Source organism: Janthinobacterium sp. GW822-FHT07H10 (genome assembly GCF_058798675.1).
The window spans coordinates 548,225-574,222 of record NZ_JBXAKS010000002.1 but is presented as its reverse complement, the minus strand read 5'-3'; the positions used below and the strand labels follow the sequence as shown (position 1 = coordinate 574,222).

At 64.1% G+C, this 25,998-nt stretch carries 28 protein-coding genes; 16 read left to right on the top strand and 12 right to left on the bottom strand.

Annotated elements, in window-relative coordinates:
* Positions 1–109: 109 nt before the first annotated feature.
* Together AC1RDJ_RS06765 and AC1RDJ_RS06760 are read right to left on the bottom strand one after the other, a co-directional pair.
* Positions 110–367 (bottom strand): DUF1488 family protein, encoded by a 258-nt coding sequence (locus AC1RDJ_RS06765; RefSeq protein WP_493027020.1) that lies wholly within the window; start codon positions 365–367, stop codon positions 110–112.
* An 81-nt stretch (positions 368–448) separates the two neighbouring features.
* Positions 449–1,090: a sensor histidine kinase gene (locus AC1RDJ_RS06760; protein ID WP_493027019.1), complete on the bottom strand. Its 642-nt coding sequence runs from the start codon at positions 1,088–1,090 to the stop codon at positions 449–451.
* Between the two features lie 193 nt (positions 1,091–1,283).
* Between AC1RDJ_RS06760 and AC1RDJ_RS06755 the strand changes: the two genes are divergently transcribed.
* From AC1RDJ_RS06755 to AC1RDJ_RS06730, 6 genes are all read left to right on the top strand, one after another.
* Positions 1,284–1,601, top strand: coding sequence for a hypothetical protein (locus AC1RDJ_RS06755; RefSeq protein ID WP_071323510.1), 318 nt, complete (start codon positions 1,284–1,286; stop codon positions 1,599–1,601).
* Positions 1,602–1,720: 119 nt separating this feature from the next.
* Positions 1,721–3,397: a DUF6138 family protein gene (locus AC1RDJ_RS06750; protein WP_493027018.1), complete on the top strand. Its 1,677-nt coding sequence runs from the start codon at positions 1,721–1,723 to the stop codon at positions 3,395–3,397.
* 97 nt (positions 3,398–3,494) lie between these two features.
* Entirely contained in the window at positions 3,495–4,187 is a 693-nt protein-coding gene (locus tag AC1RDJ_RS06745; RefSeq protein ID WP_493027017.1) for a hypothetical protein, read from the top strand.
* Between the two features lie 25 nt (positions 4,188–4,212).
* Positions 4,213–4,533: a hypothetical protein gene (locus tag AC1RDJ_RS06740; RefSeq protein WP_289886601.1), complete on the top strand. Its 321-nt coding sequence runs from the start codon at positions 4,213–4,215 to the stop codon at positions 4,531–4,533.
* A gap of 80 nt (positions 4,534–4,613) precedes the next feature.
* Positions 4,614–5,258: a hypothetical protein gene (locus AC1RDJ_RS06735; RefSeq protein WP_493027016.1), complete on the top strand. Its 645-nt coding sequence runs from the start codon at positions 4,614–4,616 to the stop codon at positions 5,256–5,258.
* An 87-nt stretch (positions 5,259–5,345) separates the two neighbouring features.
* Positions 5,346–6,215: an alpha/beta hydrolase gene (locus tag AC1RDJ_RS06730; RefSeq protein WP_289886598.1), complete on the top strand. Its 870-nt coding sequence runs from the start codon at positions 5,346–5,348 to the stop codon at positions 6,213–6,215.
* A 9-nt stretch (positions 6,216–6,224) separates the two neighbouring features.
* Here the strand turns inward: AC1RDJ_RS06730 and AC1RDJ_RS06725 are convergent, their stop codons facing one another.
* Positions 6,225–7,112 carry a LysR substrate-binding domain-containing protein gene (locus tag AC1RDJ_RS06725; RefSeq protein ID WP_493027015.1) on the bottom strand — a complete coding sequence of 296 codons (888 nt, stop codon included), beginning with the start codon at positions 7,110–7,112 and terminating at the stop codon, positions 6,225–6,227.
* A 171-nt stretch (positions 7,113–7,283) separates the two neighbouring features.
* Between AC1RDJ_RS06725 and AC1RDJ_RS06720 the strand changes: the two genes are divergently transcribed.
* The 6 genes from AC1RDJ_RS06720 to AC1RDJ_RS06695 all read left to right on the top strand — a co-directional run bounded on the left by AC1RDJ_RS06720 (position 7,284) and on the right by AC1RDJ_RS06695 (position 10,851).
* Entirely contained in the window at positions 7,284–7,904 is a 621-nt protein-coding gene (locus tag AC1RDJ_RS06720; protein WP_493027014.1) for a LysE family translocator, read from the top strand.
* Positions 7,905–8,016: 112 nt separating this feature from the next.
* On the top strand, positions 8,017–8,871 hold the full coding sequence (locus AC1RDJ_RS06715; RefSeq protein WP_493027013.1) for an undecaprenyl-diphosphate phosphatase: 855 nt from the start codon (positions 8,017–8,019) through the stop codon (positions 8,869–8,871).
* Positions 8,872–9,050: 179 nt separating this feature from the next.
* Positions 9,051–9,620 carry a manganese efflux pump MntP gene (gene mntP / locus AC1RDJ_RS06710; RefSeq protein WP_071323501.1) on the top strand — a complete coding sequence of 190 codons (570 nt, stop codon included), beginning with the start codon at positions 9,051–9,053 and terminating at the stop codon, positions 9,618–9,620.
* 130 nt (positions 9,621–9,750) lie between these two features.
* A complete protein-coding gene (locus AC1RDJ_RS06705) occupies positions 9,751–9,957 on the top strand; it encodes a hypothetical protein (RefSeq protein WP_071323500.1) in 207 nt (68 codons plus the stop codon).
* A gap of 237 nt (positions 9,958–10,194) precedes the next feature.
* Complete coding sequence (locus AC1RDJ_RS06700; protein WP_289886593.1) at positions 10,195–10,500, top strand: hypothetical protein; 306 nt, start codon at positions 10,195–10,197, stop codon at positions 10,498–10,500.
* Positions 10,501–10,605: 105 nt separating this feature from the next.
* Complete coding sequence (locus AC1RDJ_RS06695; RefSeq protein ID WP_289886592.1) at positions 10,606–10,851, top strand: hypothetical protein; 246 nt, start codon at positions 10,606–10,608, stop codon at positions 10,849–10,851.
* A gap of 36 nt (positions 10,852–10,887) precedes the next feature.
* On the opposite strand, the gene AC1RDJ_RS06690 is transcribed toward AC1RDJ_RS06695, so the two are convergent.
* Positions 10,888–11,112: a hypothetical protein gene (locus AC1RDJ_RS06690; RefSeq protein ID WP_071323497.1), complete on the bottom strand. Its 225-nt coding sequence runs from the start codon at positions 11,110–11,112 to the stop codon at positions 10,888–10,890.
* Positions 11,113–11,253: 141 nt separating this feature from the next.
* Between AC1RDJ_RS06690 and AC1RDJ_RS06685 the strand changes: the two genes are divergently transcribed.
* Positions 11,254–11,970: an SOS response-associated peptidase gene (locus AC1RDJ_RS06685; RefSeq protein WP_493027012.1), complete on the top strand. Its 717-nt coding sequence runs from the start codon at positions 11,254–11,256 to the stop codon at positions 11,968–11,970.
* Positions 11,971–11,986: 16 nt separating this feature from the next.
* Here AC1RDJ_RS06685 and AC1RDJ_RS06680 read toward each other — a convergent pair whose 3' ends face one another.
* From AC1RDJ_RS06680 to queE, 8 genes are all read right to left on the bottom strand, one after another.
* Positions 11,987–13,168 carry a DUF418 domain-containing protein gene (locus AC1RDJ_RS06680; protein ID WP_232251259.1) on the bottom strand — a complete coding sequence of 394 codons (1,182 nt, stop codon included), beginning with the start codon at positions 13,166–13,168 and terminating at the stop codon, positions 11,987–11,989.
* 5 nt (positions 13,169–13,173) lie between these two features.
* Positions 13,174–14,091, bottom strand: coding sequence for a muramoyltetrapeptide carboxypeptidase (gene ldcA, locus AC1RDJ_RS06675; protein WP_493027011.1), 918 nt, complete (start codon positions 14,089–14,091; stop codon positions 13,174–13,176).
* 32 nt (positions 14,092–14,123) lie between these two features.
* Positions 14,124–15,041, bottom strand: a complete 918-nt coding sequence (locus tag AC1RDJ_RS06670; RefSeq protein ID WP_071323493.1) for an alpha/beta fold hydrolase — start codon at positions 15,039–15,041, stop codon at positions 14,124–14,126.
* A gap of 153 nt (positions 15,042–15,194) precedes the next feature.
* Complete coding sequence (locus tag AC1RDJ_RS06665; RefSeq protein WP_493027010.1) at positions 15,195–16,352, bottom strand: hemin-degrading factor; 1,158 nt, start codon at positions 16,350–16,352, stop codon at positions 15,195–15,197.
* A gap of 61 nt (positions 16,353–16,413) precedes the next feature.
* On the bottom strand, positions 16,414–18,777 hold the full coding sequence (locus tag AC1RDJ_RS06660) for a TonB-dependent hemoglobin/transferrin/lactoferrin family receptor (protein ID WP_493027009.1): 2,364 nt from the start codon (positions 18,775–18,777) through the stop codon (positions 16,414–16,416).
* Positions 18,778–19,009: 232 nt separating this feature from the next.
* Positions 19,010–19,543, bottom strand: a complete 534-nt coding sequence (gene tadA, locus AC1RDJ_RS06655; protein WP_493027008.1) for a tRNA adenosine(34) deaminase TadA — start codon at positions 19,541–19,543, stop codon at positions 19,010–19,012.
* Entirely contained in the window at positions 19,536–19,982 is a 447-nt protein-coding gene (gene queD / locus AC1RDJ_RS06650; protein ID WP_475415043.1) for a 6-carboxytetrahydropterin synthase QueD, read from the bottom strand. The genes tadA and queD overlap by 8 nt, the downstream gene beginning before the upstream one ends.
* A gap of 9 nt (positions 19,983–19,991) precedes the next feature.
* Entirely contained in the window at positions 19,992–20,627 is a 636-nt protein-coding gene (gene queE / locus AC1RDJ_RS06645; protein WP_493027007.1) for a 7-carboxy-7-deazaguanine synthase, read from the bottom strand.
* 304 nt (positions 20,628–20,931) lie between these two features.
* Here queE and AC1RDJ_RS06640 point away from each other — a divergent pair, with 304 nt between their 5' ends.
* From AC1RDJ_RS06640 to AC1RDJ_RS06630, 3 genes are all read left to right on the top strand, one after another.
* Positions 20,932–21,843, top strand: coding sequence for a sensor histidine kinase (locus AC1RDJ_RS06640; RefSeq protein WP_493027006.1), 912 nt, complete (start codon positions 20,932–20,934; stop codon positions 21,841–21,843).
* Positions 21,844–21,933: 90 nt separating this feature from the next.
* Positions 21,934–22,920, top strand: a complete 987-nt coding sequence (locus tag AC1RDJ_RS06635; RefSeq protein WP_289886573.1) for a sensor domain-containing diguanylate cyclase — start codon at positions 21,934–21,936, stop codon at positions 22,918–22,920.
* A gap of 174 nt (positions 22,921–23,094) precedes the next feature.
* Positions 23,095–25,974, top strand: a complete 2,880-nt coding sequence (locus AC1RDJ_RS06630; RefSeq protein WP_493027005.1) for a M16 family metallopeptidase — start codon at positions 23,095–23,097, stop codon at positions 25,972–25,974.
* Positions 25,975–25,998: the final 24 nt, after the last annotated feature.

The following is a 25,998-nucleotide window of genomic DNA, read 5'->3' as shown; positions in this document are numbered from 1 at the left end:
GAATACCGAGATGTAACATTTCCGTCCAGCCATACCTGCATTTACTTGATGATCTGTGCGGAAATGCCATATCTGGCCAGGACAGCGGCGTCAACACAGGAAATAGTGACTAGAAATCAAGTGCGCGCAAGGTCACGCCGCTGACCAGCAAATCCCTGCTCAGGTGAGCGAACGCACGCTGGGCGATGCGCAGCCGGTGGGTGTCGAAGATGGCCAGCAAGTCGCCGCCCCGGCCCTCGTCCAGGCTGTGCAATGCGGTTGCGCTGATGCTGCAGCTCTTTTCCACCCCGAAGACGCTCAGATGGAAGGTGACGGCGGCGCCAGCCTGGTCGAGCGCAATGCTGTCCTTGACGATTTCATAGGGCATGGCCAGCCTCCGTCCCGCATGCCGTCCGCGACGTGCCTGGTGGCGACGCAGTGGCCACGATGTCGGGAAGCAGGCAGGCATTCATGGGCAAGATGTATCCGCAGCGTCCGCATGGCGCGGCAAGTCGATGATGAAGACAGAGCCGTGGCCGAGCACGCTTTCCGCGCTCAGGACGCCCGCATTCGCTTCCACGCTGCGCTTGGCGATCGACAGGCCCAGGCCCGTCTTGTTGGCGCCGTCTTGCGTGAATGGCAGAAACAACTGCTCTGCCGCAGCCGGCGACAGGCCGGCGCCGTTGTCCTCCACCTCGACCTTGATCCGCTCGCCGCTCGCATACGCGCGCAGCACCACCGTGCCATTCGGCGCGCCAAACTTGAAGGCATTCTGCAGCAGCCTGCCCACGGCAGACAGCAGCAAATCCTTGTCCGCATCGAGCCGCAGCACGGGATCGACCGTTTCCGCGACGAAGATGCAGCGCGACAGCTCCGCTTGCAGGCCGGCCCGATAGCTGAGTTCAGCGATGAAGTTACTGACAGAAAAAATGGAGCGCTGCAAGGTCAAGCCCGCCTCCGAGCGCACTTCCACCAGCGCACGGTTGTTCAGGGTGCCCAAGCCCGCGAGGCTGCGCTCGAGCACGGCACCGGTCGCGCCCGACATGCCCGTGCTCCCCGGCTTGAGCGCGGCCGTACCCACCTGCTTTTCCTCTAGGAATAAATGCATCATGACATTTCCTGCGATCTATTAGGAGTGACAACAAGCAAGCCTAACGTGATTCCCGGTTAAAAACCGTCTGTTACCGTACATAGCGCATGCGCAAGCCTGCCGCGACAACAGGCAGCCCGGCCGCGTACGGTACGCATCAGGCCAGCCGCCCATGTGCTATTGTCATCGGACATACAATTGAGCAGGCCCGTCCATGCAAACCATCCCCACCAGCGTTTCCTTCCGCTACATCGATCCGCGCCACAAGGAACCGGGGCCAAGCCGGGAGTTCGTCAATCAGAACATCGTGGTGCCGCCGGGCGCGCATTTGCCGCGCATCGGCGAAGCCATAGAACTGGTGCACTGGGACTTGAACCGCGACATGAAGTCCGGCGTCTATTCGGTGCTGTTCATCCACACGCGCATCGCCTTATTTGACGGCAATGAGAAACCGTCGGGCTGGCACTCGACGGTCACGGTGGGGCCGCAATCGAGCGAGATCGACGAGCGCTTTCTCGCGCCGCCCTCCTGACGTCCGTGCGCCCTTGCCCAGGTCAGGCCGGAACACCTAAAATAGTGATTTATATTAAATATTGCTCGTGACGCCATGCGTTGGCCTTGTCGCGTGCAATGCATGAGAAGGCGAAATAGATGAGCACATTGCAAGAGCAGGCAACAGAGGAAATGACGCAGGCGATCCATGCCTGGTTCGACGAGCGCCTGCAGCGCACCGACCTGAACTCGTCTCTCGACCGGACCACCATGCAAGTGGGCATCTTCAACGATTTCCTGCTCGACTATAAACCGGGGCGCACGACGGCCGACGATATCGACCTGGGCTACGACAACGACGATGACGCGGGCCCGAGAACGCCGGCCCGTCTTGATGATGCGCAAGTGCGCGAGCTGATCGCGCCGCAGCTGACGGCGCTGGTGCAAGCGCGGCTGGCGCCGCTGGTGAACACGGCGATTATCGACTACCGCTTCACGTTTCGCGGCAAATTCCAGACGGCGCAGGGCAAGTTGCACTTGAGCTTGCTGGAATATGTGAATGAAGACAAACGCCAACTGCTGCTTGAGCGCATCCACGCGTATATCGATCAACAGCTGACCCAGGGCACGCAGCCGACGCAAGCGCTGGAATCGTTCTTCCTCGCGCGCCACCTGCTCGACCATCAGCTATTCCCGCAACTCGACGTGGCCTGGACCATCGCGCAATTCGAACGCATCCTGGCCTTGAACAAGGCCACGCCGGATGCGCTGGCCGAACACCGCCACCATATCCTGCGTGCCATCACGCAATGGGTGGAAAACGACTTCCTGCCGCAATACTACGACCGCGCCCAGTCCGCCTACCGCGCCACCGAATACGCCTTGAAAGCGGCCGTGGCGCTCGATGCGCAAGCCATGCAGCCGCTCGACCTCCTGCTCTATGGCGCCGTCATGATACTGCGCCATGAACCGAGCTACGCCAAGGCCAGGGGCCTCAAATTCTTGGAAATCGCGCGCGAACTGGGCAGCGAACGGGCCGTGCGCATGCTGCACGAAGGCAGCGGCACGTTCAGCGAGGGGGAAATCCATGTCAAGAATGCGCTGCTGGAATGCCGCGCCAACGACGTGTTTGCCACGCTGACCATCAGCATTGCCCAGGAAGAGGAAGCCGCGTATGGGCAGGCGCTGGCATTCATCACGCATCTGCTGGCAAACGGTTTCCCGAAAAGCTACCAGATCAAGCTCAAATCCAGGGCCAAGGCCTACCTGCCGATCAAGGGACTGGCGAAATCCGATACGCACCGCTTCTTTGCCAACGCCCTCGCCTGGCCCGCCCTGCAGCCGCAGCTGGAAGCGTATGCGCGCGCGGCCATCGCGGAATATGAATTCTATGCCGATACGGAAGGCGAAAAGAATTGCATGCCCGGCAGCTATGCCACGTTCGGCCTGGGCCTGCTCGACGCCCGTTATTTTCCCCTGATCCAGGACTACATGGCGCAGGTCGATGACGAACACCAGTCGGTGCAGGATCAGTTTACGGCGGCCTTCGTGGAGCGATATGGCGTCACGACGCAATCCATCCCGACGCTGGTGGCGTGTTTGCGGCATTGCACGGACAACGTGAAACTCAAGATCCAGGCCGAGTTCGACGATGTGGAAAAACTGGCCTGCCTGCACCAGCAACTGCAGGGGCTGGAAGGCTATCTGGTGGAACACATGCTGTATCCGATCTGGGGCAAGCTGGAAAAAATGGCCGCCCTGGCGCGCAAGGCGGACGGACGGCGCAAGGAGCTGCTGATCGCCCTCCTGGCCGCGGCCAGCAAGGGTGATGCGTGACGTGCGCAACGTTATGACTTTCACCATATATAATGCGCGGCGCCAGAGTTGCCGTAAGGCATTTTTGGCGCCTGACATTGAATCGTGGAGAACATATATGCACCTGAAACAACAAGCACCGCGCGCCACCCTGCTGGCGGCTGCCCTTGCCGCCGCCGCCGCGCTGGCCCAACCCGCCATCGCCGCGACGCCCGTCGCCGTGGAGCTGGCGCCGGTCGACGTGGCCAATCTGTACATCAAGACCATCGTCAACCATGACGAAGCGAGCGTCGCCAAGCTCAACGCCTACCTGCGCCCCACCCGCCTGGCCGGCCACCAGTCCGCCGAATATGCGTCGTACAGCGCGCTGAAGGAAACGGATGCGCAATTTCCAGCGGAAACGGGCAAGCTGATCGCCGACCTGTTCCCGGCCGCCATGCAGGCAGCCTTGACGCCGGCAGCCGAGTTGCTGGCCGCAAACGTCATCGCCGCCAAGAATGGCGCCGCATGCCAGGCCACCAAGGCCGATCCGGCGACGGAAGAAAACGGCATGCAGACGACCGTCGTCAGCTTCGAATGCCAGCTCGTCAAGGTGCCCGTCGCATGGGCGCCTGCCTCGCAGCAACTGGCGAAGAGCGGCTGCAAGGCAGAGCAATGCATTGCAGGCTTGAAAAAGATCGCCGCGACCTACGCGAGCGCGCCGAAGCAGACCTGGCGCGCCGTGTTCCCCATCAGCCGCGAAAAGAGTTCGGAAGCGTGGCGCAACGATTTCGCGCGCGAAACCTTCGATGAAATCTGGGATTACCTGTAATCCGCGCCGCGTTTAGAATGTGCTGATGGACAAGCCGGTACCGCAACCCGCAGGCCTGGCCTTGCTGCGCCTGCTCGATCCCGACTACGTGGAAGGCGCACTGGGCCGGCAAGTACTGGCCCAGGATCTGCCCGCCCTGCACGGCAGGCAGCTGCTGGCGCTGCTGCGCCGGCTGCGTGCCGCCCAGTCCAATCAGCAGCACTATGCGGGCGCCAGCATGGAGCAGGCCGAACAGCTGTTCGGCGCCGCCATCGCCGCCGTCAAGACGGAACTGGCGAAGCGTCCGCACATCCCGAACAAACAGGAAGCGAAGGCGCTGCGCCAGGCGGCGGCAAGGAAGCGCTAGGCCGCCGCTACGGTGCGCAGGCGGGCGCGGCCCTCCTCCTATAATCAGTGCCTGTTGAAAAGCACTGAAAGGATAACGCCATGCCCCTACGACTTTCCCGCCACCTTGCCGGCGTTGCCGCACTAGCCCTGTCCAGCCTGGCCACCATGCACGCGGCGCATGCCACCCCGCCCACGGACGCCATCGACGCGCGCGCCGTGTGGCAGGAACGCTCGCTGTCGGCCTGCCGCAGCGAGCAATCGTCCACCGCGCCCGACGTCTGCCTGCTGCGCACCATGCAGCGCAGCGGCGCCCGGCCGCAAGCCATCGCCGCCGCCAGGATGCTGGTCAAAGCGGACAAGGCCGGCTTCATCTCCGCCTGGCGTCCGCTGGGCAAGGCGGCCCTGGCCACCGTCACCTATCCGTTTCGCGCCAACACGAATGAAGGCAGCCTGCTGATCGGCAGCGATGGCGCCGCCATCGACGTCGACGAAAACTCCGTGCGCGACGAGGACCGCGCCACGCCAGCCTGGCGCGCCTTTGCCGCCGCCCACCCGGACGCCATGCCGTTTGCGCCGGCCGACTTCGTCGGCAGCACGGCCACCAGCGATGGCGGCCAGCGCCTGCTGTTTTCCACGTCCCTGAAGAGCTGTCATGCGTGCGCGGACGATGGTGCCCTGCTGATCGCCTACACGGTGGACAAGGCAGGCATCGTGCGGGAGCGGGAACTATTGGCGATCAAGTAATCCTGCATCAAAGATAAGATAGAATTGCTCAATGGCATGTCTATACGAGTACATGCCATCGTCCCAATTTACTTATCACAGGAAAACATGCGCCGCTCTACCCTTGCACTGCACCTCACCGCCGCCTTGCTGCTGTCCACCAGCAGCGCTTTTCACCTTGCCAGCGCAGCCGCGCCCGCCACCGCGGTGGCCAGCGCGGCAACGCCGCTGGTCATCGGCGAAAGTTTCAGCATCGATTCCCGCGCCCTGAAGGAAAAGCGCCACATCAATGTGTACGTGGCGCGCGCCTGGGACACCCCGCCCGACGCCCCGCTGCCCGTGCTGTACATGCCCGATGGCGGCGTGGCCGAGGACTTCCTGCACGTGGCCGGCCTGCTGCAAGTGTCGGTAGCCAATGGCACGATGCGCCCCTTCATGCTGGTCGGCATGCAGAACACGCAGCGCCGGCGCGACTTGACGGGGCCGACCGATAGCGCCGACGACCGTAAGATCGCTGCCGTCGTGGGCGGTTCATCCGCCTACCGCAGCTTCATCCGCGATGAACTGATGCCGGAAGTCAAGCGCCGCTACCGCACGACGGGCGAGACGGCCATCGTCGGCGAATCGCTGGCCGGCCTGTTCGTGGTGGAAACCTATCTGCTCGAGCCGCAGCTGTTCGACCACTACCTGGCGTTCGACCCCAGCCTGTGGTGGAACGGCGGCGCCCTGCCGCGCCAGGCGGCCGCCCTGCTGGCCAAGGGCGCGCCGGGCAAGCGCAGCCTGTACCTGGCGTCCAGCAGCGAAGCGGGCATCGCCGTCGAAGTGCAGCGCCTGTCGGACGTGCTGGAGAAGCAGGCGCCTGCCGGTTTGCAATGGCACCAGGAAAAGATGCCGGCCGAAACCCATGGCACGATCTACCATCCCGCCGCCCTGAAGGCCTTCCGCGACGTGTTCAAGCCGGCCACGCCGTCCCGGTAAACGGGGTGGCTACGGCGCCGGCAGCGCCTGTGCCATCTGCTCGCGCAGCCAGTGCAGCAAGGTGGTACGGCGCGCGTCGCCGTCGAACGGCTGCGGGGACAGCAGGAAATAGCCGGTGCCGTCGCGCCGGAAGCCAAACGGCGCCACCAGGCGCCCGTGGTCGAGGTCTTCGCGCGCCATGAAGACGGAGCCGATGGCCACGCCCAGGCCGGCACAGGCCGCTTGCAGGCTCAGGTAGAAGTGTTCGTAGCTCTGGCTGTCGCCCTGGCCCTGGCCGCCGTCGTCCCTGGCGGCGGCGCGCCAGTGCGTCCAGGCGGCCGGGCGCGACGCCGTATGCAGCAAGCGCTGCGCTGACAAGTCCAGCCGGCCGTCCCGCAACAGGGCCGGCGCGCACACGGGCGCGATCCATTCGTCGCACACCTTTTCCGCATGCAGGCCCGCATCCCACAGAAAATCGTTGCGGCGCAGCGCGACATCCACCGCGTCGCGCTGGAACGCCACCGGCCCGCCCGACGCAAACAGGTGCAGCGGCACCTCGGGATGCCGCTGGTAAAAGTCGCCGAGGCGCGGGATCAGCCATTTCATGGCGATCGTCGGCTCGCATGACACCACCAGTGGCGCCTGGCGCGCCGGCTGGCGCACGGCCTCGAGGGCGGCATCGAGCCGCTCGAACGCTTGCTGGACGGCCTCCTGCAGCTGCGCGCCCGCCGGCGTCAGGAACACGCCACGGTTGCGACGTTCGAACAGGGCCGTGCCCAGCGACGTTTCCAGCAGGCGGATTTGCCGGCTCACCGCGCCGTGCGTGACATGCAATTCGTCGGCCGCCTGGACGAAACTGCCCAGCCTGGCCGCCGCCGCGAAGAAGCGCAAGGCGCCGAGGGCTACCTGTCTAGTCATGATCTGTCATTTTTTCTCACACATAATCGCAAGATATCATCGTTTTTCACCGTGCGTCATTATAGGGATAATTGCTCTTCCGCTAGCCCGCATGCGCAATGGCGCTTGCCATCCAGGCGATGAATACTCACTGATCGCCATGCGGCGCCGCCACCGTCCAAGGAAGAATCCATGATTGAATTGCTTGCTGTTGCACTGATTACCCTGCTGGCCTCCATCGTCCCCGGCCCCGATTTCGCGATGGTCACGCGCAACAGCTATTTGCATGGCCGCCGTGCCGGCCTGCTGGCCGCGCTCGGCATCGCCGTGGGCGTGCAAGTCCACGTGTTCTATACGATGTTTGGTATCGGGCTCATCATTGCAAAGTCACCGGCCTTGTTTACCGCGATCAAGTTTGCCGGTGCCCTGTACCTGATCGTGATCGGCTGGAAAACTTGCGCCAACCGCGCCGGGCTCGTCATCGACCTGCACGATGGCGCGTCCGTGTCCCGACAGCAAATTTTCCTCCATGGATTCCTCACCAATGCCCTGAACCCGAAGACGACGCTGTTTGTCATCAGTACCTACACCCAGATGGTGCAGCCTGGCACGCCATTAACAGTCCAGTTCGGCTACGGGCTATGCATGTCCGTCATCCATCTGCTGTGGTTTGCCCTGGTCGCCATCTTTTTTTCAAGAGCAACGTTCCGTTCCCGCATGCTCAGCCACCAGCGGATGGTCGACCGGCTGATCGGCACGATTTTAATGGCGCTAGGCGTATTGCTGGCCTACGCCAACATGGACAAACTGTAATGGTGCGCCAGGCGGCCAGCCAGGAGGCGGCCTGTAAAATGGCGCGGCCGGATACGCCCTGTTTCCGATGCAACAATTTTCCTGCCTGCCTACGATCCCGAGCACACCATCCATGACTTTTCTGCAACTCCTCATCCTTTCCATCGTCCAGGGCTTCGCCGAGTTGCTGCCCGTGTCCAGCTCCGCCCACGTCATCATGGCGGAAAAATGGATGGGCCTGGACCCCACGTCACCCGAACTGACCATGCTGCTGGTGATGCTGCATACCGGCACCATGTTTGCCGTCATCGTGTATTTCTGGAAATCCTGGCGCGCCACCTATTTCAGCTCGGCCGCGGCCTTCCGCCGCAATGCCTTGCTGCTGGTGGCCGCCACGGCCCTGACGGGCATCGTCGGTTTCGGCTTGCTGAAAGGCATCACCCACGTCATGCGCAAGGAGGCGCCCGGCTTTGAAATCGAACACCTGTTCGGCAACGCCACACTGATGGCGGCCGCGCTGGCCGCCGCCGGCCTGCTGATCATCGCCTCCTCGCGCCAGCAGGCGCGGGAAAGCGGCACCTTGTCTATCGGCAAGGCCATGGTGATCGGCGCCGTGCAGGGGCTGTGCCTGCCCTTCCGCGGCTTTTCCCGCTCGGGCGCCACCATTTCGGCCGGCATCGCCATGAGCGTGCCGCAGCGCCGCGCCGAGGAATTCAGCTTCGCGCTGGCCGTCGTGCTGACGCCCGCCGTGCTGGTCAAGGAAGGCTGGCGCTTCTACCAGGCCGTCGCCAGCGGCAGCCTCGGCCACCTGGCGCATGGCGCCAGCCTGCCGCAACTGCTCGCGCCCAGCCTGCTGGGCATGCTGCTCTCATTCCTGGCCGGCTTGCTGGCCCTGCGCTGGCTGTCGCGCTGGCTGGAACAGGGACGCTGGCATTTCTTTGGCGCCTATTGCCTGCTGGCCTCTGCCATCGTGCTGTACGTGGGGTAGAATCGCCGGGTTTGCTGAAAACGCCGATCAAACCTGCTGCGCGTCGTGATTGACGGCCTGCGATGCGCACCGTACCTCCGTACAGTGGCGCCTCTCGGCCGCAACTCTCCTGCGCCCGCTACAGTCTTGCAGGCCTTATCGTGAACAACCATCCCAGCCAGCCCCACTGAAAGCCAACGATGAATTTCGCCGCCACCGCCGCCCTCTCGCTTGCCATGTCCACCGACGCCTTCGCTGCCGCCGTCGGCAAGGGCGCCGCCCTGCACAAGCCGCAATGGCGCGAAGCGCTGCGCACTGGCCTCATCTTTGGCGTCATCGAAGCCATCACGCCCGTCATCGGCTGGGCCCTGGGCAGCGTGGCCGCGCCATATGTGGCCGCGTGGGACCACTGGATCGCCTTCAGCCTGCTGGGCATCATCGGCTTGCTGATGATACGCAATGCCCTGTCCGACGCCGACGAGGAGGAAGCGCCCGCGCAGTCGCACTCGTTCTGGGTGCTGGCCATCACGGGCCTGGCCACCAGCATCGACGCCATGGTGGTGGGTGCCGGCCTGGCCTTGCTTGGCGCCAATATCGTCGTCACGGCCGCCGCCATCGGCTTTTCCACCTTCGTCATGGTGACCCTGGGCGTGATGCTGGGCCGGGTGCTGGGCACGGTGGCGGGCCGCCGCGCCGAACTGGTGGGCGGCCTCGTGCTGATCGTCATCGGCTGCGTGATCCTGTACGAGCATATCGGCCACCCGGCCTGAAGGCCGGCCAGCCGCCTCGCATCATGATAGCCGCGGGCGGCATGTCGGGCGCGGGCGCGCACGGCGGCGGTGCGCGCCCTGGCTGGCGGTGTGCTACATTGAATGCTCTATGTCTCGCAAGGTGACCATCATGGAAACTCTGGAGCTGCTGTTTGCCTCGCTGGTGCGCGAAACGGCCGAATCGATCCGCGACCACCATGTCCCCTTTTCCATCAAGCATGACGAACGCGCCTATTTCGAATGGATGGACGGGCATCCTATCGATGGCTATATCCAGGAAGCGTATCGCGAGATAGAAGAAACAGCCCAGCAGATCCGAGCCATTCGCGCTGGCTGATGACACTTGCCGCAAGCGACTGCGCGGGGCGCCTTGCGGCTGGCGAGGCGCACCGTAGCAGGGTACGGTTGCACCACTCGGCCATAGGTCCCTGCCGCTCGCTGCGATTCTGCCTGGCGGCGTGACGTTCCTTGTATCGTGGTAAAAATTTCAAGCATTAATACACATCAAACACTCTGCTGTTCCTATCGAATGGATGGTCCAATGCCGTGACAATCGGTGCTGGAGGCGGGAAATATGGAGCAACAACAAAAACACCAGATCAGGGGCTATGAATTTCATGTGACGGGGGCGCTGGAGAAGGATGGGCGCTACCGGGGCATGATACTGGTCAGCAAGCGCGGCGATACGCAGCAGGTGTACGCCAAGCCGGTGCTCATCGAGACGGCCAGCAGCTTCAAATCCGTGCATGCGGCCCTGATCGAGGCGTCCGCGTATGCGCAGGAACTCATCTATAACGGCGCCATCAAGGCGCTGCTGCCGGCGGACGCGCCCGCCAGCGGCAAGCAGGCGCCGCAGCCGCCTGACTTGGTCGGCAACTAGCAAGTTGCCGGGCGAAGTTGCCAGGCGCCCTACGGCATGGGGACGCGTATAATCACGCGCGCCGCGCAGACGCGGCGCCTACCCCACTCGATGAGATGCCAAATAATGGAAAATGTAAATCTGCCACTGGTCTTCCTGATCGGCTGCGCGCTGATCGCCTTGCTGGCAAAGAAGAACGGCCACTCGTGGTATCTGTTCTTCTTCGCCATTGCCGTGCCGGCGCCGCTATTGCTGCTGGCCTTGCCGCATGTGCTGGGCGTGGAAATCGCCTCGCTGGCGGCCGTGCGCCTGGGCACCGTCCTGCTGTTCCCGCTGGCGGGCGTGCTGTTGGCATTGCGGCGCAAAGGCTGAAGGCGCGGCGCCTGCAAGCTTGCGCCACTGCATACCTTAGCGGGAAGCCGGCGTGCCGTCGGCCAGGCGCCAGCCGACCGACAGGGCCACTTGCTGCGCGTCCTTCTCGTTGCTGCAATCGTCATAATCGCAGGTGTCTGCATAGGCGCCGCACGCGTGGTTCTGGCTGATGAAGGAACCGACCCAGCGGCCATCGCGGCGCTGGCTGGCCGTGGCGCTGATGGTGAAACCTTTGTGGATGGTGGGATTCTCAAAAGACATATTTCCTCCGATGCATGAGCGTCAGGGATCTGACTGCAGCCAGTGTGCGCCGGTCGCCGCGCACGGTCTGTACGTTGGCCCACACCCGCACGATGCGTGCGCCAGCCGTCGCGCGGCCAGGCATTCAGGTATGATTTCGCCATGTGTGGACGATTCGATCAAAATGACACGGCGCGCGTGCTGGCGTCGTCTTTCGGCTGGACCGACGCGGTCTTCGACAGCGAGGCCGAGCCGCACCTGAACGTTTCTCCGGGTAGCTACCGGCCCGTGCTGCATATCGAGGATGGCGTGCGCCGCGTCGACGACGTCTTCTGGGGCTACCGCCCTGCCTGGGCGGCACAGGCCACGCCGGCGCCCGGCAAGAAGAAAATTCCCATCGCCATCAACGCCCGGCTGGAAAAACTGGCCGGCGCCTACTGGAAGCCGCTGCTGCGCGCGGGACGCGGCATCGTCTGCGTGGATGGCTGGTATGAGTGGACCGGTGAAAAAGGCGGCAAGCAGCCGTGGCATATCCACCGCCGCGACCGCGCGCGCCTGTTCCTGCTGGTGCTGGCCCAGTTCGGTCCCTGGAAACACAGCCGCGAGGAAGCGGGCTTCGTGCTGGTGACGGCCGACAGCATGGGCGGCATGGTCGATATCCACGACCGCCGCCCCGTCGCCGTCAGCCTGGAAGACGCGCGGCGCTGGCTCGACCCCGCATTGACGCCCGAGGCCGCGCTGCACCTGGCGCGCAGCTGCATGCTCGACGTGGACCTGTTCGCATGGCATGCCGTCGACAATCCGCTGGTGCCGTCCGCCAAGGCCAAGCCGCCGCCCGCGCCGCCCGGCCAATCCTCATTCGACTGGAATGCGGATTAGACCGGATTACGCCAGATCAGCCGGGCAACCGCGCCAGGCGGCGCCACAGCGCTTCAAACGGACCCTGGCGGAAGTGGCGCAGCCAATAGCGGCTGAAGAGCACCTGCCCCGCCATCATCAGTATCGCCAGCCCCAGCATCTCGGCCGGGCGCAAACGCGCGCCCCAGCCCAGGCCCGGCCCCTGCAGCAGCCAGCTTCCCAGCAAGGATTGCAACAGGTAGTTGCTCAGCGCCATGCGGCCCACGGGCGCCAGCCAGGAAGCGAGCCAGCGCAGCAGGAAGGGGCCGGCCAGCATCAAGGCCGCCACATAGCCTGCGGCAAGCACGGGACCGCCCGCGAACAGGCCCGCCTCGAACAAGGCCGCGTCGAACACTTGTTGATACGGATCGACCACTTGCCACGTGATGGCAAACGCCGCCAGCAAATTGAACGGCAGTCCCACGCCCAGCCCCACGCCGCAGACCCAGCGCCACAGGCGCCCGTGGCGCTGCGGCTGCGTCAGCCAGCCCAAACGCACGGAAACGATGCCCAGCAAGAACAGCACGACGATGTGCGGCAGCATGACGATGGCGTACAGCAAGGACGTCAGGTAGTCGTTGGCGCGCAACTTTGCCACGGCCCACGCGCCGCCTTGCGTATAGATGGCGTACCGGGCGGCAAAACTTTGCAGATCGTGCGCCGTGTCCGGGGCGCCGCCCTGCTGGCCCACGGGAATCAATAAACACATGAACAGCAGGAAACCGCCCGCCACCAGCCAGGCGCGGTTGCGAACGCGGCTCAGCCTGGCGGACGCCAGCGGCAGGATCAGCATGCCGGCAACGGCATACGAGGTCAGCACGTCGCCGCTCCACACGCAAAAACCATGCAGCAGGCCCAACGCAAGCAGCCAGCGCAGCCGACGCCTGTAGGCGGCCTGCGCCTCTTCCCAGCTGCCCAGCTGGCGCTTCAGCGAGCGCGTCTGCAGGGCAAAGCCGGCGCCGAACAGGAAGGCGAAGATGGGATAGAACTTGAATTGCGCCAGCGCCGCCACGCCGAAAATGACGAGCTGGTCGAGCACGGGCGGCTGCGCCGGCAAGGTGCCGTAGCGCAGGGAAATGGTGCCCCAGGCAAAGCCCCAGATATTGACCAGCAGGATGCCGAACACGGCGATGCCGCGCAGCACGTCGAGTTGCGGCAAGCGTCCGTGTCTGGCGGGCACGGCGTTCAGGGCCGCGCCAGGGTGGGGTAATCGCCCACCTGCAGGGTAAAGCCCGCCTCGTCCGAGCGCAGCCGTGCCTGGCCGCCGAACGGCAAGGTGACGCGGCGGCGGATGTGGCCGAACTCGAGTCCCGTCAGCACGGGCACGGGCAAGCGCTGGCGCACATAGGCCAGCATGGCGTCGAAATCGTAGCCGTTATCCATGGGGCTGAGTTTATAGGCGGAAAAATCGCCGAGCAGCACGGCTTGCTGGCGCTGGAGTACGCCCGCGTGCAGCAGTTGCAGCAGCATGCGCTCTACCCGGTACGGGTGTTCGTTGACGTCTTCCAGGAACAAAATGCCGCCATCGACCTGGGGGAAATACGGCGTGCCCAGCAAGTGCACCAGCATGGCCAGGTTGCCGCCCCATAGCTTGCCCTGCAATTCGACCTGCGGATTGCCCGCTGCCGTGCCCGTCACCGTGTGCGTGGGGCCGGCCAGGCATGACCACAGTTGATTCAGCGTAAATTGCTCGGGCTCGTCGCGCGTAAAATCGTCGCAGACCATGGGCCCGGCAAAGCTGGCGCGGCCCGTCTTTGCCATCAAGCCCATGTGAAAGGCCGTGAAATCGCTGTAGCCGACAAACAGCTTGCCGCTGTCGGCCATGGCCTGGAAATCGATCTCGGGCAGGATGCGGCTGATGCCGTAGCTGCCGCGCAAGGCGAGTACCACCTGCACGGCCGGGTCGCTGGCGGCCGCGTTGAGCTGCGCCAGGCGGCCCGCATCCGTGCCGCCGAAGCGCTGGAACTTATGTTGTGGATCGTAATAATTGTGGACGGTGGCGCCTTGCGCCTGCAAGCGGGCGATGCCGCGCGCCAGGGCCGCCTCGTCGGGCGCATACCCGCCCGGCGCGACGATGGCGATGCCAATCTCAGGTGTCTTCAAAATATGCCCGGCTAGTCAAGTGGTGGGCGCGCCTAGGCTGGCTGGGAGCGCATCTGGGGCGCCATCTTACCTTGCAGATGCACATCGATCAAGGCGAGCAGGCGCTCGATCAGCTGCGGCGGCATGTCGTGTCCCATGCCTTCGATCACTTCCAGGCGCGCGTCCGGAATCAGCGCCGCCGTATCGATGCCGCAGGCGACGGGAATCAGCGGGTCGGCCGCGCCATGGATCACCAGCGCCGGACATGTAATGCTGGGCAACAAGGCCGTGCGCTCGCCCGAGGCGGCAATCGCCACCATTTGCCGCGCCACGCCTTCCGGACAGCTGCCCCGTTCCAGTGCCGCCTCGATGCGCTGGTACAGCAGTTTTTCCGAGACGGGATAGGCGGGGCTGCCGATGACGCGCACGGTGGCGGCCATGTGCGCCATCAGCTCGGCGCGGCTGGCATTGCGTTTCGGACGTTGCAATAAAGCATTGCGGGCCGCCCGCGTGGGGCCGGGCAAGCCGCGCCGGCCGCTGCTCGACATGATGGAAGTCAGACTGAGCACCTGTTGCGGCGCGCGCGCCGCCATCACCTGCGCGATCATGCCGCCCATCGACACGCCGATCACGTGCGCCTGGGCAATACGTAGGGCCGACAGCAGGCCCAGCGCGTCGTCCGCCATGTCGTTGAGGGTGTAGGAACTTTTCAGGGGCCAGCCGACGAGGTTTTTCACGTAGGCCAGCGGTAGATACGGCTTGCCGGCCAGCGCCATCTTGCTCGACAGGCCGCTGTCGCGGTTGTCGAAACGCAAGACGCGAAAGCCTTGCTCGACGATGCCCTCGACAAAATCCGATGGCCAGGCGATCAGTTGCATGCCCAGGCCCATCACCAGCAATACGCACGGGTCGGCCGGGTCACCGTGGCATTCATAAGCTATGTTGAGGCCGTTCGCCATGATGGTTGCCATGATTGCCTCTCTTCCAGGAACCAGCACGCAGGCACGATCGCTGCGGCCTTGCAATCAGCATACCACTATTGTGCTTCAGACATGAGACCGGCACGCGGCACTCATCCTGAAGTGTTGCCGCCCCGGTACGCCGGGCGGCAACGGTGCTGCAACTTACTTGGCTTTCGGCAGGGAATCGGCCAGGTCCACCCACGCTTGCGGCTGCGGCTTGCCGCGTTCGCGCACGCCGAAGAAGGACACCACCTGCGTGCCTTCCTTGTCGAAGAATTCGACGGAAGTGACGCCGCCGCGCTTGACGACCCAGCCACTGCGCAGGGCCGTGTCGCGGATGTGCAGGTTGAAGTCCGGGTCCAGCACGTTGAAGAAGCCGCCGGCGGCCATGGTTTTCTCGATCTTGCCGCTGTAGATCTGCGTCAAGCCTTCATTACCCAGGAACACCATGATGGCGACCTTGTTCCTGGCCGCGTTTTCCAGCAGGGTGCGCAGCGCTTCCGGTGTCACGCGTTCGACCACGCCGGCCGGCGCCAGGCGCAGCGCCTGTTCGCGCGACAGGTGGAATTCGCGCATGATCTGCGCAAACTGGTGCACATCCGTCATGTCTTTCCACGCCAGCTGGAATTCCTTGACGTCGATCTCGGCATCCGGCTTCTCGGCCGCCTTCGGCGCCACGGCCAGCACATTCAGCTCGGCGCTTTGCTCGGGCATGCGGAACGTTGCCACCAGCTTGTCGTAGACGGCCACGCCCGGCTCGTTACGCAGATAAATCTTGTGCACGGCCGTGCCGTTGGCGTCGAAGAATTGCAGGCTGCGCGTCGGCTTGCCGTCGCGGCCAGGCTGGACCACGGCAAACGCGTATTTCCAGTTTTCAAAGTGGAAACGCAGGTCGATCTGGCCGCCCAGATAGCCGCCGGCGATATTGCGCTGGCGTGCTTCCTGTTCCGGATCCTGCTTGGCGTCGGCCTGTTCCGACTTGTCGCCCGCCTGCTTGAACTTGCTGGCCGTGCCCGTCGTTTCGATGACGCCGTTTTCGTTGCGCGTGATGGCTTGCACCACGCCCAGGTCCAGCGCGGCGCGCATGATTTCGCGCGGCTGGTTGCCGTCGGCCTGCAGGCGCGTGACGCCATTGCCGATGTTGGTTGCCAGCAATTGCGCTTCCGACACACCCAGCGCGCGCGCCGCGTCGCGGATCTGCAGCTTCGGCTGTTCCGTACGCAAGGTGGACCAGCGTTCCGCCAAAGTGGCTGGGGCCGCATATGCGTTTGCAATCAGCAGGCTGCCTAGCAGGGATAGAACGAGTTTGGATAACTTCATAGAGAGACCATTCAATCAAACATGGAAAAAAAGAGGGGCAGCCGCCCCTCCCCGGTAAAAATCAATAGTTGATGCTGAGGCTGGCGGCGACGTTGCGGCCCGGCTTGGCGTAGCGCTCGATCTCGGCGCGGCTGGCCGCCGTGGTGCCGGCGGACAGGCTGCGCGCAGCGGCATAATCCCAGTACTTGCGATCCGTCAAGTTGTACACGCCGACGATGATCTTGGCGTTCTTGTGCACGTTCCAGTAGGTCGACAGGTCGAAGATGGTGTACGACGGCACCTTGAAGCGCGGCGCGGTCGTGCCCATCAGCAAGTCGTTCGGCGCCTGTTTCTCGCCAGCATGCAGGGCAGTCAGTTCCAGCCCGAACAGCTGGTTCGCGTGGTCGTAGCCGAAGGTCAGCGCCGTCTTGGCCGGCGCCACCGAGGCCAGGCCGCCGCTCTGGCCCGTCTGGGTATTGAAGGAGCGGCCCTTGGCCACGCCCGTGGCCAGGTCGACGCGGTAGCCCTGCATGGCAGGCGACCAGGCGCCCAGTTGCGCGCGCAGGCTCAACTCGCCGCCCCAGGTGCGGGCATCGCCGATGTTTTCCGGACGGAACAGGCCCTGCACGATGGTGGGAAAGTTCACCGGATCGTCTTCCTGCGCCACATACTCGATCATGTTCTTGTATTCCGTCTGGTAGACGGAAGCGTGCATGCTCAAGCCCTTGACGATGTCGCCCTTCAAGCCCAGTTCATAGGCCTGGCTGGTTTCCTTGCGCAGCTTCGCATTGCCCAGCACGGCATAGCCCGTACCGGCACCCGTATAGCTGAAGGAGTCGTAGGTGCCCGTGCGCTCGGCCGCCGTCGGCAGGCGCGTGCCGCGCGTCACCGTGGCGTAGGCATTCATTTGCGGCAACACTTCCACGGACAGGCTCAGGCTGGGCGTGAAATAGGTGTCGCTTTCCTTGCGCACTTCCTTGGCCGCGTTGGGCACGGCGATCACATAATTCTGCAGATTCTTCGGTTCCAGCTTGCGGTAGTCGGCGCGCAGGCCAGGCGTCAGCACGGCTTTCTTGCCGCCCAGGTCGAAACTATAGTCGTCGCGCACGTACACGGCCAGCTTGGTGCTGTCCATGTCCGCCATGCGGTTCTTGCGCGTGATCTGGTGCACGCCCGTGGCGATGATGGTGCGGTCTTCCATCCATGGGCGGCGCGATTTCGCCTGTTCCAGCTGCACGCCGTACAGCAGCGCATTGTCGGCATTGACTTGCTTGAACGCTTCCGTGGTCAGGCCGATGCTGTCATTCTTGAAGCTGGTGGCTATGGTACGCTGGGACGGGCTGCCGAAGGTGTAGCGGCCTTGCGTCTTGTCATCGATTTTCGCATTCTGCAGATACACTTTCGACGTCAGGCGGTCGAACAGGGCGAAGTCTTTCAGTGCCACGTCGTGGCCCAGGCTGACGCGCGTGCGCTTGGTGGTGGAGTCCTGCTGCACGCCCGTCGGATAATAGGTGCTGACCTTGTTGCGCAGATCGCGCTTGTTCTTGCGTTCGAACATGTCAACCGTCAAGTCCAGCTTTTGTTCGCCCGGCAAGGCCCACACCAGCTTCGACAGCAAGGCGTTCGAATGCCAGTCGTCGGGATTGACCGTGGCGCTGCCGCGGCTGTCGAGCTGCTCGCCGTCGCGGTGCACATACACGGCCAGGCCTTGCAGATTGCCACCGAGCTTGGCGGCGCCCGTCAGGGTGTGCGCATTGCTGCGGTCGGCCGTGGCGCGGCCGTATTTATAGGCGACATAGTGGTCCTGCCCTTCGCCCAGGTAATCCTCGGGCGACTTGGTGATGAAGGCCACGCCGCCGCCCAGGCCGGGATTGGCGCCGCTGACGGACGTCGTGCCCGAATCGATGCGCACTTCGCGGAAGGTTTCAGGATCGAAATAGTCACGCCCCGTACCGAAGGCGTTCAGGGTCGTGCCATCCGGCTTCGGCGCCGCATCGGGCAGGGAAATGCCATCGACGTCCAGGCTGACGCGGTTGCCTTCCAGGCCGCGGATGTTGTAACCGGTGTTGCCCGCGCCATCCCACACGCTGCCGCCGCCCGAGGCCGACATTGGCGTGCTGATCAGCGGTTGATAGCGCACGATGCCCGCCATGTCCGTCACGCCACGGCGCTCGAGATCGTCGCTGCTGATGACCGTCTTGGTGCCGGCGCGGCGCTCGTAGTCCTGCTTGGCATTCACGACGATTTCCGGGAAGACGGGCAGCTTGGCCGGCTCCTGGGCGGCCGTGCCCGCATTGATGGCGGCCGTTTGCGCGCAAACAGGCAGCATGGGCGCGGCGAACAGACCCAGCAAGGCGGCACGCAGCACCAGGTTATGGCGGCGGGCAGGAATGTGGGCGGCAGGAACGACGGGTGCAGCGGTGCGCTGCAGAGGCACTGTAGTCATGATGATCCGGTGAAAGAGTGAAGGCTGGCTCTTGGACCCGGATCGATAACGATACGTAAGGGGAAAGGTTGCTGGCGAAAACAATACTGTAACACGAATCATTCTCATTTGAGAATGGCAAAATGGTCTAGACAGATGTTATTTCGCAACAGTTATAAAAAATGCCAGCCGGGATGGCTGGCATATGCGTGCTGGCGAGAGCACGGGCCGGGACTACCCTGCCCGCTCCTGGCTAGACCTGGGCGGCCGGATTGGCCAGCTTGCGCGCTTCCGCCTGGGCACGGCGGCGCTCGACAAAGAAACGCTTGAGGAAGGTGCCGCACTCGTCGGCCAGCACGCCGCCTTCGATGGCCGTCTGGTGGTTCAGCGCCGTCTGCTCGAACAGATTCAGTACGGAGCCGCAGGCGCCCGTCTTCGGATCGCCCGCGCCAAACACGACGCGCGCCAGGCGCGCATGCAGCATGGCGCCCGAACACATCACGCACGGCTCGAGGGTCACGTACAGCTCGCAGCCGGGCAGCCGGTAGTTGCCCAGCTTGTCGGCGGCCGCGCGCAGGGCCATGATCTCGGCATGCGCCGTCGGGTCATGGCGGCCGATGGGCTGGTTGTAGCCGACGGCGATGACTGCGCCATCCTTGACGACGACGGCGCCGACGGGCACCTCGCCCAGGTCCCACGCATGCTGCGCCTGCTCCAGCGCCAGCCGCATGAACCCGGCGTCGGCCGCGTTCACGGCGGGCACGGCGCTGTCAGGCGTTTCACTCATCGGTCACTTCTGCCCAGCAGTTCGGCGTTTCGTGCAGCACCAGCTTATGCAGGTGCAAGCCCGTGCCGAAATGGTCGGTAAATGCGGCCTTGAGGATCTCGAAGGCGATGCGCGCCAGGTTTTCCACCGTCGGGATGCGGTCGATGACGACCGTCTTGTGGTCAGGCAGGCTGGCAAGGAAGTCGCGCACGGCCGTGTCTTTCTCGTAGACTAGGAAGGCGTGGTCCCAGACATCGACCAGGTGCTGCTTGGCCAGGGTCTTGACGTCGGAAAAGTCCATGATCATGCCATTGTCGGAATTGCCTTCCGCTTCGATGACCTTGCCGACCAGGGTGATTTCCACCGTGTAACGGTGGCCGTGCAGGTTGCGGCACTGGCTTTTATGGTCGGGAATGCGGTGGCCCGCGTCGAATTCGAGCTTGCGTGTGATAGTCAGCATATTGTTTTATTAAGGTATTTGCAGGAGTTTATGGGTTTGCAGGCTCAGCTTCCACTTCGGGTTGCTTTTGCATGTCTCGATGGCCAGCTTCATGTTGTACGCGGCCAGGGGGCCGTCCATCGCCTGCACGAAGAAGTTCTCGAAGTCCAGTTGTTCGTAGGCGGCCAGGTCTTGCTGGAACTGGGGAATGACCACCTTGATTTCATTGCCTTTGTGCACCACCAGGGTCGAGCCCATCTTCGGGCTGACGCAGATCCAGTCCACGCCGGGCGGCACGGGCAAGGTGCCGTTGGTTTCGATGGCGATGGTAAAGCCCACCGCGTGCATGGCGTCGATCAGCGCGGCATCGAGCTGCAGCAGCGGTTCCCCCCCCGTAAACACCACGTATTTGCTGGCGGTATAGCTGGTCGGCCACAGGCTGTCGATCAGCGCGGCCAGCTCGGCCGGCGTCTTGAACTTGCCGCCCCGTTCGCCATCCGTGCCGACGAAATCCGTGTCGCAGAACTGGCACACGGCCGTGGCGCGGTCGCTTTCGCGGCCCGTCCACAGATTGCAGCCGGAAAAGCGGCAAAACACGGCTGGACGGCCCGCATGCGCGCCTTCCCCCTGCAGGGTATAAAAAATCTCTTTGATGCTATAAGTCACTGTATTTCCTAAGAGCTGGCTGGCGCCATCGCGCATGGCGGGCGCATGGATGCGGGCGCGCACGGCGCTAACCGCAGGGCCGGGACCGCAAAAGCCGATTGACAACCCTCTATTATATGCCGCCCAGACACTTCCCGTGCAAATGCCGCGCCCGGTGCCTGGATGGCCCGCCACGGCCGCCCGGAAAACGACAGCAGCGCGCCTATCTGCCGAGCTTTTGCGTTTAGACAATATAAATATACACAAGATAATATATTTTCAGGCAATAGCATTGCCTGTTGGAAAACATTCGGGGAGCGAGGAGATGATGCAACGCGCCATACGCCTGCCGGTTCGCCTCGGCATTGTTGCCTGCTTTGCTGCGGGCACGGCCGCATCCCTGCAGGCGGGCCACGCCGACGAATCGCTGGCGCAGGTGAATACGCCCTTGAACCTGATGACGGCCTGCGCCGTCCTGCTGGGCGCGCTGGCCTTGCTGCTGCTGTGGCGCCAGCACTGCCTGGCCGCGCGCCTGCACGCGCAGGAGCAGCTGCGCGCGGACGCCGAGCGCACGCTGCTGGCCGGCGAGCAGCAAAAGGCGCGCGAACAGGAGCGCCAGCGCATCGGGCGCGATATCCATGACGACCTGGGCCAGCATCTGCTGACCCTGAAAATCGACCTGTGCATGTTGCAGACGAGCACGTGCGACGCCACGCCGCTGCTGGCGCAGAAACTGGCCATGATCGTGCAGAATGTCGACCTCAGCATCGCCGCCCTGCGCTGCGTGATCCACGACCTGCGCCCGCCCGCCCTCGAGCTGGGCCTGCAGTCAGCCTTCGACGGCTTGCTGGCCGATTTTTCGCGCAATACGGGCGTCGTCTGCGCATGCATGTGCGAACCCGCGCTGGCCGAGGGCGCGGCAGGCGCGCACGCCATCCTGCTGTACCACGTGCTGCAGGAGGCGCTGGCCAATATCGCCCGCCATGCGCACGCCACGCGCGTCAGCGTACAGCTGCGCCGCCGCGCCGCCACGCTGGAGTTCCGCATCAGCGACAACGGCGTCGGCATGCCCGCCGCCGCCCGCCTCGGCTGCGGCCTGTCCGGCATGCATGAACGCCTGGCCAGCGCCGGCGGCGCCCTGCGCATCGACAGCCGCGGCGGCGTCGATAGCGGCACCACCTTGCACCTGTCGCTGCCGCTGCCGGCCACGCCGGACGAACGTGCCGGCTATCCCTGAGAATATTGCTCAATATCAACATCATTTACCCGCCACGCTGCATCATGGCGGTCGAGCCAGCCCCATTCCACGCCCGATAAGGATGCTTTCATGCCGGACAGCCACGCACAGGCCAGCGAGTCGCCCTATGGTGTCGCCCATGGTTTCGCCGTCAAAATGATGGAATTGCTGGTCGTGCCGACCTTTGTGCTCGACGTGCATGGCCAGGTGATGATCTGGAACCGCGCCTGCGAACAGCTGACGGGCGTGCCGGCCGCCGAAGTGCTGGGCACGCGCGAGGCGGGAAGCTGCTTTTACACGGATCAGCGCCCCACCCTGGCCGACCTGCTGCTGGCCGGGCGCGGCGGCGACTTGCACGCCGTGTATGCGCAGCAGCAATACCGCGGCAACACGGGCGACAATTTGTGCGCGGAAAACTGGTGCGACATGCCGCGCACGGGCCGGCGGCGCTACCTGGCCGTCGACGCCAGCCCCATCTACGGCAATCCCGGCGAACTGATCGCCGTCGTCGAAACCCTGCGCGACATGACCGATGAAAAACGCGCGCACGTGGAGCTGGAACGCCTGGCCACGCGCGACGGCTTGACGGGCCTGGCGAACCGGCGCTGCTTCGACGATACCCTGCATGCCGAATGGCAGCGCGCCCAGCGCCAGCAGCAGGCGCTGTCGCTGCTGATGGTCGATGTCGACAATTTCAAGCAATACAACGACAGCCACGGCCACCAGGGAGGCGACCTGTGCCTGCGCAAGGTGGCTGGCGCCGTCGCCAGCGAAATGCGCACGAACGACCTGGTGGCCCGCTATGGCGGCGAAGAGTTCGCCGTGATCCTGCCGAACCAGTCGCTGAAGGGCGCGGCCATCGTGGCCGAACGCATACGCCAGCGCGTCGAGCGTTTGCAACTGCCGCGCAGCAAGCAAGGCGGCGCCTGCGTCACCGTCAGCATCGGCGCCGCCACCGCCCTGCCCGGCGCCGGCACGGAACTGGGCCAGCTGATCCACACGGCCGATTGCGCCCTGTACCGCGCCAAGCACCTGGGCCGCAACCGCATCAGCTTGCCGGAAACGACGCTGACGTGAGTGTCCGCGCCAGCGGCATGCCTTGCCCGCTCGCGCCATTGCCCTGACAGGGGCGCCCCTGCATGCTGCATGCCAAAACGCCTTGCCCCCTATGCACGGCGGCATGAATATTCTATGCTGCGGCGTTGCACTTTCCACATTCCAAGAAAAGAAGGAGCCCTCGTGTCAAGAATCATGCCCGTTTTCATCCCCGCTTTCGCCCTGGCCCTGTCGGCCATGGCCTCGTCCAGCCTGGCCCAGCAAACGGCCGGCGCCGCGCCAGCCAAGCCCGTCATTGCCAAAAGCGCCGCCGCCGGCAAGGCCGACCTGCTGCCGTTCAAGGCCACGGAAAAGACCCTGGCCAACGGCTTGAAGATCATCATCGTGCCGACCGGCTTCCCGAATATCGTCTCGCTGCAGATTCCCGTGCAGACGGGGTCGCGCAATGAAGTCGAGCCGGGCAAGTCCGGTTTCGCGCATTTCTTCGAACACATGATGTTCCGCGGCACCAAGGCCTATCCGCCCGAAAAATACCAGGACATCATCACCAAGGCGGGCGCGCGCCAGAATGCCTACACCAGCGACGATCTGACCAATTACCACACGACGTTCGCCAAGGACGACCTGGAAACCGTGCTGAAGGTGGAAGCGGACCGCTTCCAGCACCTCGACTATGCGGAAGACGCGTTCAAGACGGAATCGCGGGCCGTGCTGGGCGAATACAACAAGAACAGTGCCAATCCCGTCTCGAAACTGTTCGAAGTGATGCGCGACAGCGCCTACACGACGCATACCTACAAGCACACGACGATGGGCTTCATCCAGGACATCGAGGACATGCCGAACCAGTATGCGTATTCGAAGATCTTCTTCGACCGCTGGTACCGCCCGGAACGCACCACCATCATCATCGCCGGCGACGTCGAGCCGCAGCACGCCATCGCGCTGGTGGAAAAATACTGGAGCGGCTGGCAGCGCGGCAAGCGGCAGGCGGCCGTGCCCGTCGAACCGGCACCGCATGGCCCCGTCTACAAGCACGTGGCCTGGCCTACGCCGACCCTGCCGTGGGTGGCCGTCGGCTTCCATGCGCCGGCGTTTTCCGTGAAGGACAAGGACCAGGCGGCGCTGGCGACCCTGCTGTCGCTGTCGTTCGGCCGCACCTCGCCACTGTATAAACGCCTGGTGCAGAACGAGCAGAAGGTCGACCAGCTGTTCGACATGACGCCGGACCGGGTCGACCCGACCCTGGCCGTGCTGGGCGCGCGCGTGAAAAACCTCGCCGACGCCGTCTACGTGCGCGACGCGATCCTCGCCACCGTGGCGCAGCTGCGCGAGACGCCCGTCAGCGAGAAAGACCTGGCGGACGCCAAGTCGGCGGAAAAATACGGCCTGATCCGCACCCTCGACAATACCGAGCAGATCGCCGGCACCCTGGCCTCGTTCGTGCATTTCGACCGTTCGTATGCCACCCTGAACCAGTACTACCGCCTGATCGACTCGCTCACCCCGGCCGACCTGCAGGCGGCCGCGCGCAAATACCTGAACGACGACGGCCTGGTGCTGACCACCCTGTCGCATGAAGCCATGCCGGCCGCCATCGCCAGCGTGCCGAAACTGGCCAGCCTGCTGCCAGCCGCCCCGAACGCCAAGTTCGACGTGCTGGTGCAAAAGTCCGCGCTGCCGCAAATCCGCTACAAGCTGCTGTTTACGGCCGGCTCTGCGCACGATCCGCAAGGCAAGGAAGGCCTGGCCGCGCTGACGGCCGCCATGGTGGCGTCGGGCGGCTCGTCCGAGCGCAAGATCGACGAAGTCAACCAGGCCCTGTTCCCGCTGGCCGGCAGCTTTACGCAACAGGCGGACAAGGAAATGACGACGTTTACCGGTTCCATCCACAAGGATAACTGGAACCAGTTCAGCGACATCGCCCTGCCGCTGCTGCTCTCGCCCGGTTTCCGCGAGGACGACTTCCGCCGCCTGAAAGATGCGCAGAAGAACGCGCTGCTGCTGGACCTGAAGGACAATAACGAGGAAGAGTTCGCCAAGGAGCGGCTGCAGACAAATGTCTACGCGGGCACGCCGTACGGCCACCCGGTGCTGGGTACCGTGGCCGGCATCGACGCCATCACGCTCGACGACGTGAAACAGTTCTGGAAGACGGCGTATGCGCAAGGCGCCGTGAAGGTGGGCATTTCCGGCGACGTCTCGGACGCCATGACGGCTTCGCTGATGCAGGCGCTGGCGAAGCTGCCGGCCGGTCCCGGCTTGCCGGCCACGGTGAAACCCGTGGGCCGCAAGGCGAACGGCCTGGAAGTGGAAATCATCGAGAAAAACACGCGCGCCACGGCCATTTCCTTCGGCTTGCCGCTCGAGGTGACGCGCACGCACGCGGACTTCCCCGCCCTGTGGCTGGTGAAGACCTGGCTGGGCGAACACCGCGCCTCGAATTCCTACCTGTACCAGCGCATCCGTGAAATCCGCGGCATGAACTATGGCGACTATGCCTACATCGAAGCCTTCCCGCGCGGCATGTACCAGTTCTTCCCGAACCCGAACCTGGGCCGCAAGGCGCAGCTGTTCGAAATCTGGATCCGCCCCGTGGCGCCAGAAAACGCCCACTTCGCCCTGCGCGTGGCGCTGACGGAATTGGGCAAGCTGGTCGACAACGGCTTGACGCAGGAACAGTTCGCCACCACGCGCGACTACCTGATGAAGAACGTGTTCGTCATGACCTCGACGCAGGACCAGCAGCTCGGTTACGCGCTCGACTCGCAATGGTATGGCACGCCCGAGTTCACCAGGCTGATGCGTGATGGCCTGTCGAAACTGACGGTGGCCGACGTCAACCGCGCCATCCAGCAGCACCTGTCGGCAAAGAACCTGTCCGTGGTGGTGATCGCCAAGGATGCGGCCGGCCTGAAGGATAAGCTCGTCAGCGACGCCTACTCGCCCATCAAGTACGATGGCAACAAGCCGCAAGCGCTGCTAGCCGAAGACAAGGTCATCGGTGCGATGAAACTCAACATCAAGCCGGAAGCGGTGACGGTGACGCCGGCGGCGCAGGCGTTCGCCAAATAAGACGGGAAGAAACGCGGTTCAAAC